This is a genomic window from Nostoc sp. CHAB 5715 (assembly GCF_020829685.1).
GTDB lineage: Bacteria > Cyanobacteriota > Cyanobacteriia > Cyanobacteriales > Nostocaceae > Nostoc.
The window spans coordinates 1-10,904 of record NZ_JAIVFR010000119.1 but is presented as its reverse complement, the minus strand read 5'-3'; the positions used below and the strand labels follow the sequence as shown (position 1 = coordinate 10,904).

Below are 10,904 nucleotides of genomic sequence, written 5' to 3'. Positions count from 1 at the left end.
AAGGCAGTATGAGGGTAAATATCAAGGGAAGATTTTTTAGGCAGATAAGTATAAGAGGTTGTTTGAAAAGTCTAATATATTACTCACCTGGGCGATTGGAAATCGCGTCTACACAGACGAAACCCACCTCCGTGGGTTTGAAATCCTTGATTTTGTGTTAGTTCACGGAGGTGGACGAGAGCTTGTGTAGTAGCGAATTATATTCGCCCAAAACTTTTAAAACATCCTCTAAGGGTTTAACAAATGGTTCAAATTCTTCAAGGAAAAGATATCACCCTAGCCCAACTGATTGATGAATTTGGACTACAACTTGCAGACGACGAAGATTTTTTTTCAGAATGGCGGCATAATTTACCTGAGTTGAGTGACTTAGAAAAGGAATCTCTCAACGAAGTCAAGGCAGGATATTTGCATCTATCGAAATATCCTATTTTGGAACCTGTAGTCAAAATGGTGGTGCTATCTCCACTATTGCGTCTAGGAGGTTTTTATCAACCGCCTTTCTACATTGCCTCAGAACAAGAGGTAAAAATCTCTTCTGAAGACGAAGGCACGATTATCAGAGGACGTATTGACATATTGGTGTTGCATCCTCCATTTTGGGTTCTCGTTATTGAGGCAAAACGAGCAGATTATTCGTTAGTGCCAGCAATTTCACAAGCATTGGCTTATATGTTGGCAGATGCAACTTCGGCTAAACCTGTTTTTGGCTTTATCACCAATGGTAATGAATTTAGATTTATCAAACTGCTAAAAACTGAAACTCCACAATATGCTCTATCTGATTTGTTTGCTTTAGATAGTCGTGATGATATATATATTGTCCTGAAAGTCTTAAAGCACCTAGCTCATTTAATTCGTAATTCATAATCTTGTAAGTGCGTTATGTCCTTGGCTAACGCACTATCCCAATACTTTCGGTATTTTACGCGTAGGCGTAGCCCGTCGTAGACATCGCTAACACACCCTAAGAAACTGAAACCGTCATTTTTAGGTAGGGGCAATTCATGAATTGCCCCTACAGCGTGTAATTTTGCATAAGTCCTATAAGAAAAACCTATCCCTCTCCGAGTCGGAGAGGGACAGACTTGAACTTTAGTTCAAGGCAGGGAGAGGTTCGTTGAACTCACGTTACAGCCCACCTTCGGCACCCTAACTGTCACACATCAACAAAAAGCTGACAAAGTTTTGAAACAATAGCCTGTGAGCATTTAATAGGAGCAGGAGTAAAACCAGAATATCTCAACGACGATAAACTAGGGAGAGTCATGGATAAACTATTTATAAAAGGACTGGATACAATATTTTTTATAATCGCCTTAAAAGCTGCCCAAAAATTTGGTGTATCACTGTCAACATAACACTTAGACCGGAGGCGGAGCGTCTCCGGCTCCGCTCATCATCAATGCACGTACATGGTGAGGCAGCGCGGTCTTGGGGGTTTCCCCCATGAGCGACTGCCGAACCCGAAGGGGGAATACAATACCAGTTTACCAGAAGTAATATTTGAGAATCAACAAACAGTCAATACCCAAGACTTAGAAGAATTAGTAGTAAAATGCAATAAAGAAATCACCATAACCTACGGTTATTCCCGTGACCAGAGACCGGATTTAAAACAATTTATCATAGAACTAATATGTTCAGGAGATGGAGACATACCAATATTTTATTCATTTAGTTGAACTTCACAACGAAAAATACATCTCTAATTGGACTCAAGATAGGGATTTTATCTTGAATCTTTTCCCAGATGATTGTCTAGGTTACTATCAATTAGTTACCTAATTCTTCTCTCTATTAATTTAATTTCCACAGCATAATGAGCTAATCCCGTTGATTAATAGCTCTAATTTACTATGTCAATAATTTAGGTTTGTCACTTCAATTCATTAGTCTAATTTATGATTTCAGTCTTTAACATCTTCATTTATTTATTTATTTCAGACTTTCTCCCACTACCATCAGTTCTTATTGCTCCTTATTGACAACCCGTTTTGATGCCATTCTTGGTCATTCATCGCTGCTCAAATGTCTTTTTTGACTAAGAATGTTTGTTTTTATTCTCACTTGGACTTTTTTTCCCCGTAATTTCCCTCTGTGACAGTTTAGGGTGCGGAATGTGGGTTACAGCAGTTTTCATGTATTTGAACCACATCTATCGTAGGGGTAAAGCGCAATGCTCATACGTGTCAACTTAACGTAAAAGCTATGTCCCGCAAGGAACTGAAGTTCCTTGCTAATAGCGAAAGTCATCTTCAGATGACTAAATATAGCCAAAAATCTTTAGTCTACTTCAGTAGACTTTAGCTAAAAGCCAAAGAACTTTAGTTCGAGGCGGGCGAGGAAGCCAACAGTTAAGCTATTTCTAGCTTAAGTTGACACCAATGAGCAATGCTAAACCCCTACCGCGTGGTCTATTTACCTGAAAATAGCTGTAAGTTGACTACCCTACCAACTCCATTTCTAACTACTAACCTGCGATTCAACTACACCCACGGGACAAGATACGTTTGTCCCTCCTAAACCACAATACCCGTTAGGATTTTTAGCCAGGTATTGCTGATGGTAAGCTTCAGCGTAGTAGAATTCTGGCGCATCCAAGATTTCTGTAGTAATCTTGCCATAACCTGCATCGTTGAGAGCTTGCTGATAAGCTTCCCGCGATGCTTCTGCTAGTTGCTTTTGAGTTTCGGAATATACATAAATTCCTGAACGGTATTGAGTGCCAGCATCATTACCTTGGCGCATCCCTTGGGTGGGATTGTGGCTTTCCCAGAAGACTTTGAGTAGTTCAGAATAACTAATGACTTTGGGATCAAACACAACCAACACCACTTCATTGTGACCGGTTCGCCCACTACATACCTCTTCATAAGTGGGGTTGGGTGTGAACCCAGCAGCGTAACCGACTGCGGTGGTGTAAACTCCCTTAAGTTGCCAGAATTTGCGTTCTGCACCCCAAAAACAGCCCAAGCCAAAAATTGCCTTCTCTAATCCATCGGGATAAGGAGCTTGTAAGGGATTCTTATTGACATAATGATGAGCGGGTACTGACATAGACTGTGCCCTTCCTGGCAAAGCTTCCTCAGGTGTGGGCATAACTGCTTTTTTGCCAAATCCGAATAGTGCCATTGATTTTGACTCTGATATATATCTTTACCTTATTTAATATTGTAAAGATTCTAGCGATCGCTTGGGGTCTTCTGATAATTCTCACTGGACTTGTTTGCTCTTTTACTAGTTAATGCTATTCATCAAGGGAAACTTGGCGTCAGAAGATACTCATGGATAAAATACCAAAAATTGACCGTCAAAGGGAGCATCAAGCGAACGAACGTACCTTTCTAGCTTGGCTACGCACTTCTATTGCATTGATTAGCTTTGGAATTGCTATTGCCCGATTTGGTATATTTCTGCGCCAGCTTAATCATGCCATTACTCAACAAGAACCTCATGTAAATCCATTATCTAATTCTGAAAATTTGGGTGTTGCTTTGGTAATTTCGGGAATTTTCACAATTGTGTTAGCTGCGTGGCGATACAATCAAGTTTTCTGGCAAATTGAACAAGGGAACTATAGACCAACTCGGTTAATGGTTTGGATAATGACTGGAGTAGTAATTATTTTGGGACTTTTCTGTATTCCTTTGATCCTATGGCGTGATAAAATTCCTTCTGGTTCTCCTGTTCCAACTCAACCACAGTCACGAAATTTGCATTACAAAACTAAATCAATGGCAAAATTGTGATTCTGGAGGTGAAATCAACTTATTTATAGATATTCTCCAATCAGACTGTGCAGCAATCCAAGCAGTACAATCAAAGTCACAATAATATACGTAAAATCTCGTTCATAAGTAATATTATAATATTGCGCTTCTCGAATGGAAGCAATACACTTTGACCTCTCTCCAAACCTCTCTCCTAAAAGGAGAGAGGCTTTGAATCTTACTCCCCAACGCTAGTAGGGAAGGGGCTCGGGGTTAGGTCTGTATTGCACTCAACTGAGAAACGCTATATTGCGGCTACAGGTTTACATAAGGAGCATAATGATGAGCTTCAAATCAGCAGGATTTTTATCAGTCAATCAGCTATTTAGGAAAAGTAAAGTTAAGTTACTTCTTTTAGGAGTATTGTTGTCTATCGGTTTAGGAATAAGCTTTGGTATTTTCTCAAACCCTGTGACAGCACAAATAACTAGCGATATTATAGGTCGTAGATTTCGAGTAATTAAATCTGACTCGAATAACGCGGCGGTTATTGAATTATCAAATGGTTTTAAAACTAACTACATTTTCACTGATGGCCCCTCAGGTAACCTTTACTTACGTACAGATAATGTAAATTATGATGTGTTGTTGCAAACAGGTGGTAGACAGGGCAATGTTGGTATCGGCGAGGCAAATCCCAACTTTCCCCTACAAATGGGTAGTGGTGCTTATGTAAGCTTTGGTGGTGTGTGGACAAATGCATCAAGTCGTGATTACAAAGAAGATATCTCCGCTCTACCTTTGGCAAGTGCTAAAGATACCCTACAACAGCTAAATCCTGTCACTTTTGCATATAAAGCAGATAAAGCTGAAAAGCATGTAGGATTTATTGCGGAGGATGTACCAGCTTTAGTGGCGACTAAAGATCGTAAGGGTTTATCCTCAATGGATGTTGTGGCTGTTCTCACTAAAGTTGTGCAAGAGCAGGAGAAAGCAATAGACAAGCTAGAAAGAGAAGTGGAAGCTCTTAGGAATCAAGGTACTGACAACTTAACCAAGCATTAAAGTAAGCAGGTTGGTAGTATTCTAGATTTGATGTTAGGGACTTCCAAATAAAAAATACTCAACTATTTCTTGTAGGGTGGGCGTCTCGCCCGCCCGTAGCCAAAGGCGGACAAAACTTCGGCGTGAGCGCTCAGTCGAACGCTGTCCACCCCACAAGATTGGATAATTTATTTGTTGGAAGTCCTTAATTGCGAATTATTTTAAGATGCCGGGGATCTGAGCTTCTCATTAGCCTCAGAAATAACCGTTACACAGGCATTCACTAAAGGTAACAGCGGCCCTAGTTGCTCTTGTCCATTCACAGCTAAATCACTGTGACACAAATAAACTCTCTCGGATACACGAGACAATAAATCTGCCAAAATTCTTCGCAATCTTTGTTCTTCTGCCAATTTTTCATCTTCTGCTGTCCAAGGTTCGCCTAACCTGTCTCGCAGGAAAAACGGCGCACCGAACAAAGTTGCTGCACCACCTTTGGCCCATAGAGGTGAACCAGCATCTAGCCAAAAATGCCAACGGTGCGATCGCCTACTAGATCGATATTGAAATATAGTTGCTAAGGTGACAGCCTTTCTCGCTCCACCAATGGGACGCACAGGGTAAGGGTTGGCGGTGATAGTACCACGTCGCAGTAGTTGAATGAATTCGATAATAGTTGTGTAAGGCGTTGTCTCAACTGGGGTAATTTGTCGTAACCTGGTGTCAATTTCCCAGTAGTGTTGGGCGGTTTCTAATAATTCTCGCAATGCTGCTAGTTGTTCGTAGGGGAGATTGCTACCATTCCACAAAAAGCGTTGAATTGCTCTGTCTAAGAGGGAAATGGGACTAGGAATTAACCGCAATTCTTGTTGCGATCGCTGCTGTTCTAACCACTGTAATATCTCATTATAGGCTGTAGTCGCTGCATAGCCGATTCTATCCCAGCGCTCAAAGGCTGATACTGGTAGCAAGTTGGGCCGATCGGGATGCGGTACAAAGCAGTAATCTGCAATCAAACCAGCACGTACCGGGTCAATGTCAGTGTTCAATGGGGAGTGGGGAGTGGGGAGTGGGGAGTTTTCTGGTGGTTGTTTCCTGCTCAATACAACTAGCATTTCTGCCACGGCATCCCGATCTATGAGTCGTCCCAAGCCGGGATAAACTAGTGCCAGCATGGTGAGTAATGCGCGAATGACGGGTGAACTAACTAAGGGACGTTGGTCATTCAGCGATTCGACTTGGATGTTTTGCTTGACAAGGATTTCTACTAGAGTATAACGAGCGATCGCATCTAAACCCGGTGCAATAATCGCCACTTCTTCTGGTTCCACTTGCTGTGATTGGATGGCATTAGCAATTACCTCTGCTGTTTGCCGCAATAGTTGGGCGCGGGAGGTGGTTTGAATTGAATGTACTGTTTTTGGTAAGCTTAACAGTACCATTGGTTCTGTGAGTAATTCCAGCATCTGTTCAGCTTGCTCACCAAGAGACTCTGGAGGGGGCCCAGTCAAGATTTCTACCCGACAACGTTCTGCTAACCCTTGTAGGTAGTTGGGGTCTGCTCCCAATCCCAATCGCACTGCACCATCGGGATTGTAACTAAACGCCCCGACTGCGCCTCGATCTAATAGCAACTCAAACAAAAGACGCGCTACGCTAGGATAATCATCTACATCATCCGCCAGTACTGCCTGATAGCGTTTAGTTAGGTGCTGCTGGTAATTGCGATCGCTTAATAAATGCTGACTATACAGTTCGGTAATAATGCCATAAGTCAGTAACCCCCTCTCTAAACACCAGTTACGCCAATCTAGGAGCAAAGAGGCGAGAAATTCCGGCTCTAAAGTTGTAGTATTTTTCCCCAGACCCCTTGTCAAAATCTGGGCAATATCTTCGCAAGGTACACCACTGTAAGCTGCTAATTGCAATAAGTCTAGAATGCGACGCACCAAGCGAGATTCATTCACTCCCGCAACACGTAAAATTTCTTCGTCTAATTGGGGACGCCAAAGTTTGGTTGCTAACTCTTGCTCCGTTTCTGGGCGCAATCTTACCGGAAACTGTGCCTTCAGGCTCAACGAGTTAATTAGCAATGGCCAAAATAAAATAACTTCATCCTGGAAAAAACCTAGCGGTGTCTTGGTACGCACCGGATATTTTCCTAAGGTAGATGTAACAATTATATCCCCCAATTCTCGACGATTATCATCATTGGCAGCTAAGACTAAAACTCCTGGCACTGTTTGTTTAAGATATAAAAATTCGGGTATCTGAACGCCTTTTTTACGTCCTGTTTTTTTAGTATAAAATGATTCAGTATACTGCTTCTCAGGTTGTACCCAACTACAAAATTGCTCTACCAAGCGAGCCGTCTTACCACTGCGGCTAGTGCCAACAATCCAAACCGAATGAGAAACCACAAACTTTCTCCTTGTAGATTTGCTAGTATACCTCGTGGGTTAACTTAAGGTTAATAGTCACCAAATAATGCTGGATGATTGTCTCCAATGAAAAACTCTGTTTTTAGCCAAAAAATCTATTCTTTTTTACTTAATACTTACCGATGGTACTTACAAACTCCTGAACGCTCTTTACATCAAGCTTACGATGCAGCATTAAAAATTAAGGAAATAGAAAATAAGCATTTCAATGGTAATAAAATAGACATTGAGTCAGCCATGTACAGTAACAGCGTGATGGATTATTTTGAGTCAGACTTAAATAAGCTATTAAAAACGGCCAAAATGCGGCTGACAGAGTTTAGAGCAAGTCGTTGGTTTCTAAATGAAGAAAATCAAAAAGCTGCTCAAAAAGCAGGTATAGAGTATCTCAGTCCTTTTTTGATTTTGGAAAAGCTAAACTTTATCGATCAAGTTATATCCAAATATACAACAATTTCTGATCAAAAAAGTTCCAAAGCTTTAGTAGTTCAACCTCCAAATCTAGCGGTTAATCCTGTGATATCTGGCGACAAATCGCTGCTCATGAATAATCCAACTTTACCACCCAAAATACCAACTCAAGACTGGAAAAAAAAAGCAAAACCAACAGGTAAAATTGATACAACAGGCGTTTTACCCCGCTCTATTTTAAGTACTATCACTCGTCTGCAAGTTGAATTAGACCCGAATTCTGAACAAGAGGTAATTCAGAGTTTTCGTCAAGCTCAAAGAAGAACAATAATATCTATTAGGTTTATTTTACTATTAATTATCGTACCACTTCTGACGCATCAGATAGCAAAAGCTTTCGTAGTAGGGCCAGTTGTTGAGGAGTTTAGAGACACTGAGCAAATGCAAGTATTCCTAAATTCCAAAATGGAAGAGGAGGCCCTTGGAGAATTACAAAGCTTTGAAGAAAAACTCAAGTTTGAAAATTTCATTAGAAATGCCCCGCCACTGTTGCCTGAGCAGATAGAAATTGAAATGAAAAAGAGGGCGGTTGAGCTTGCTGAAGAATTTCGTAAGGAAAGTTCTAATGCTATCAAAAATGTTTTTGCAGATATTTTTTCGGTGGGTGCTTTTATCTGGCTTTTAGTCGTCAGCAAGTCTTCTATTGCTGTGATTAAAGATTTCTTTGATCGTATTGTCTATGGACTTAGTGATAGTGCCAAAGCATTTATCATCATTTTGTTTACCGATATATTTGTAGGTTTCCACTCTCCTCATGGCTGGGAAGTACTCCTAGAAGGTGTATCTCGTCATTGGGGATTACCAGCAAATCGAGATTTTATCTTCTTATTTATTGCTACATTTCCAGTGATTTTAGATACTATATTTAAATATTGGATATTTCGATATTTGAACCGGATATCGCCTTCAGCAGTTGCAACTTACCGGAATATGAATGAATAGGGAGTGGGGAGTGGGGAGTGGGGAGTGGGGAAAGAAATAATTAGATTATTTTTGAATTTGAGGGAAGTGGGATAATATCAAAAATTTGAATTTTGATGAAAAAGACACTTGCTGGATTAGGAAAGTTTAACAAAGTTATAGCTATCAGCTTACCTGTAGTTTTGTCAATTTTCCTGGTGCGTATGCAACCTTTAGCGCATCAGGAACTTAGCCCGCCTGAATGTCGCGTGAAAAAGTGGGATATACCAGTTTCCTTGACTGCTGAAAATCAAGATGCATTTACACAAAACCAAAAAGCACCATTAATTCAAAGGCTACCAATAACTTGTTGTCAAGGTGATACCTCTTGTTTGGATGAACTTCTCTATGGAGAAATACCAGACAAAAAGGCGCTGTTGAGTGCGATCGCTCACAGTCTCCAATACCTGCAAACAGCTAATGCTGGGGCTGCTTATCAAAACTATCCGGTGGCTGAGATTACGCGCGATCGCGTCATCAAAAGCTTGAAAAGATTCCGCGAACTCCTACTAACAACTAATTCTGCAACAGAATTACATCAAGCCACCCTGCGAGAATTTGTTCTTTACCAGTCAGTCGGTAAAGACACCAAAGGTTCCGTATTATTCACCGCCTATTATGAACCGCTTTACGCAGCTAGTCGCGTCCCCACACCAGAATATCGTTATCCTGTTTATCGATTACCTCCTGATTTCAACTCCTGGCCTAAGCCTCATCCTACACGCGAAGAATTAGAAGGAGCAGATGGTTTACAAGGCGCAAAAGGAAAATTACGAGGATTAGAGTTGTTTTGGTTTCGCGATCGCCTCGAACCATATCTAGCTCAAATTCAAGGTTCAGCGCGACTTCAGCTTCTTGATGGTACTCAAACAACAGTCGGCTATGCGGGTAATATTGCTTATAACTACAAAAGTATTGGGCGAGAATTAGCGAATGATGGCAAATTACCCCTAGAAGGGATGACTATGCCTATTATTCTTGACTATTTCCAAAAGCACCCCCAAGAATTAAATATTTATATTCCACGCGATCGCAGTTTTGTTTTTTTTCAAGAAAACCACGGTGAACCAGCCCAAGGTTCTATCAACGTACCACTAACAGCAGAGCGTTCTATCGCTACAGATAAATCCCTCATGCCTCCTGGTGCTTTAGCGTTGATTCGCGCTTCTATTCCCTTTGCTAATCCTACCGGAAAAATAGAGGAGCGCATAGTTAGTCGTTATGTTCTTGACCAAGATACCGGAGGTGCAATTAAAGGTGCAGGTAGAGTAGATTATTTTTTAGGTACTGGGAAATTAGCAGGCGATCGCGCTGGTGTTACAGTCAGCAATGGACAATTATTTTATCTATTACTCAAGTCCAAGAATTAAACACACTCGCATTTTAATACTAGAATCCCCGACTTATTTAAAAAGTCGGGAATCTTAACCTTTCGGACTAAATAAAGTACACATTCCAAATCAATGAAACGCTTAGGGTAACTACGAATTACGAATTGCGAACTTGTACTGACTTGTGCCGAGCGAAGTCGAGGTAGCAAAGCCGAGGTAACATAGCCGAAGTATTACGAATTACGAATTACGCTTCTATATCCATATCACTATCATCATCATCATGATCGTAAGGGATATCGTCAAGGTCTATCATTTCTGAAATTTCTTCTACTTCATTTAAATACTCAGATTCTTGATGTTCCCGTTCTATTAGACGACCAGTTGACTTTAACCATTCCAAAAGAATAAACTCATTACTTGTACGAATTACAGGCGCTCTCTGGTTACGAGGTTCTTCACGCAAAGGGCTTATAGGCATAAAAAAAACTCACTTTGAATTATGAATCAGTGTGCAAAAACAGGAAAGTTGTTTACTAGGGTTAAAAGCCTTGTATAACAAGTCTTTTCTCAACAGACGAAATATGAACCATTGAGTTTTTTACGTACTATTCGTATGTTGTCTGGGTTTGTGATACATTTTACTGTTCAATCCCACTTAGTTAAGCAAAAATTGCTGCCCACATCCCCGACTTTTTCAATAAGTCGGAGATATAAATCTAGCTTAAGTAAGTAGCATTCTAGTACAGGTCAGCAAAAATCAACCTACCATTCCAAATAGGCATAAAGACCAAAATTAAAGCATTTTGACTTTTGACTTCCGCCTTGCGGTAGCAGTTTCACCCAATGTATTCCAAATACAGCAATATAAACTGACATAAAACACCTCTAGAATCAAATGGTGTAGATACCTCCATAACCAAAGGGTGTAGAGATTTAGATTC

General features: G+C 40.7%; 10 protein-coding genes. 7 read left to right on the top strand and 3 right to left on the bottom strand.

What is annotated here, in order from left to right; genetic code table 11:
* Nucleotides 1-243 precede the first annotated feature (243 nt).
* The 3 genes from LC574_RS09105 to LC574_RS09095 all read left to right on the top strand — a co-directional run bounded on the left by LC574_RS09105 (nucleotide 244) and on the right by LC574_RS09095 (nucleotide 1,685).
* A complete protein-coding gene (locus LC574_RS09105) occupies nucleotides 244-870 on the top strand; it encodes a type I restriction enzyme HsdR N-terminal domain-containing protein (protein ID WP_229453067.1) in 627 nt (208 codons plus the stop codon).
* Nucleotides 871-1,196: 326 nt separating this feature from the next.
* The gene (locus LC574_RS09100) at nucleotides 1,197-1,361 is read left to right on the top strand and encodes a DUF4277 domain-containing protein (protein ID WP_368736677.1); all 165 of its coding nucleotides are present in this window, start codon (nucleotides 1,197-1,199) and stop codon (nucleotides 1,359-1,361) included.
* Between the two features lie 54 nt (nucleotides 1,362-1,415).
* The gene (locus LC574_RS09095) at nucleotides 1,416-1,685 is read left to right on the top strand and encodes a hypothetical protein (protein WP_229453076.1); all 270 of its coding nucleotides are present in this window, start codon (nucleotides 1,416-1,418) and stop codon (nucleotides 1,683-1,685) included.
* Between the two features lie 781 nt (nucleotides 1,686-2,466).
* Here the strand turns inward: LC574_RS09095 and msrA are convergent.
* Nucleotides 2,467-3,135 (bottom strand): peptide-methionine (S)-S-oxide reductase MsrA, encoded by a 669-nt coding sequence (gene msrA, locus LC574_RS09090; RefSeq protein ID WP_229453065.1) that lies wholly within the window; start codon nucleotides 3,133-3,135, stop codon nucleotides 2,467-2,469.
* A gap of 152 nt (nucleotides 3,136-3,287) precedes the next feature.
* On the opposite strand from msrA, the gene LC574_RS09085 reads away from it, so the two are divergent.
* Both LC574_RS09085 and LC574_RS09080 read left to right on the top strand, forming a co-directional pair.
* Nucleotides 3,288-3,752, top strand: coding sequence for a YidH family protein (locus LC574_RS09085; protein WP_229453064.1), 465 nt, complete (start codon nucleotides 3,288-3,290; stop codon nucleotides 3,750-3,752).
* A gap of 300 nt (nucleotides 3,753-4,052) precedes the next feature.
* Complete coding sequence (locus LC574_RS09080) at nucleotides 4,053-4,778, top strand: tail fiber domain-containing protein (protein ID WP_229453062.1); 726 nt, start codon at nucleotides 4,053-4,055, stop codon at nucleotides 4,776-4,778.
* Nucleotides 4,779-4,978: 200 nt separating this feature from the next.
* Here LC574_RS09080 and LC574_RS09075 read toward each other — a convergent pair whose 3' ends face one another.
* Complete coding sequence (locus LC574_RS09075) at nucleotides 4,979-7,177, bottom strand: recombinase family protein (RefSeq protein ID WP_229453060.1); 2,199 nt, start codon at nucleotides 7,175-7,177, stop codon at nucleotides 4,979-4,981.
* A 78-nt stretch (nucleotides 7,178-7,255) separates the two neighbouring features.
* Here LC574_RS09075 and LC574_RS09070 point away from each other — a divergent pair, with 78 nt between their 5' ends.
* Together LC574_RS09070 and LC574_RS09065 are read left to right on the top strand one after the other, a co-directional pair.
* A complete protein-coding gene (locus LC574_RS09070; protein WP_229453050.1) occupies nucleotides 7,256-8,611 on the top strand; it encodes a proton extrusion protein PcxA in 1,356 nt (451 codons plus the stop codon).
* Nucleotides 8,612-8,706: 95 nt separating this feature from the next.
* Nucleotides 8,707-9,999, top strand: coding sequence for a murein transglycosylase A (locus LC574_RS09065; protein WP_229453048.1), 1,293 nt, complete (start codon nucleotides 8,707-8,709; stop codon nucleotides 9,997-9,999).
* A 208-nt stretch (nucleotides 10,000-10,207) separates the two neighbouring features.
* On the opposite strand, the gene LC574_RS09060 is transcribed toward LC574_RS09065, so the two are convergent.
* Complete coding sequence (locus tag LC574_RS09060) at nucleotides 10,208-10,441, bottom strand: DUF3134 domain-containing protein (protein ID WP_118167421.1); 234 nt, start codon at nucleotides 10,439-10,441, stop codon at nucleotides 10,208-10,210.
* Nucleotides 10,442-10,904 lie beyond the last annotated feature (463 nt).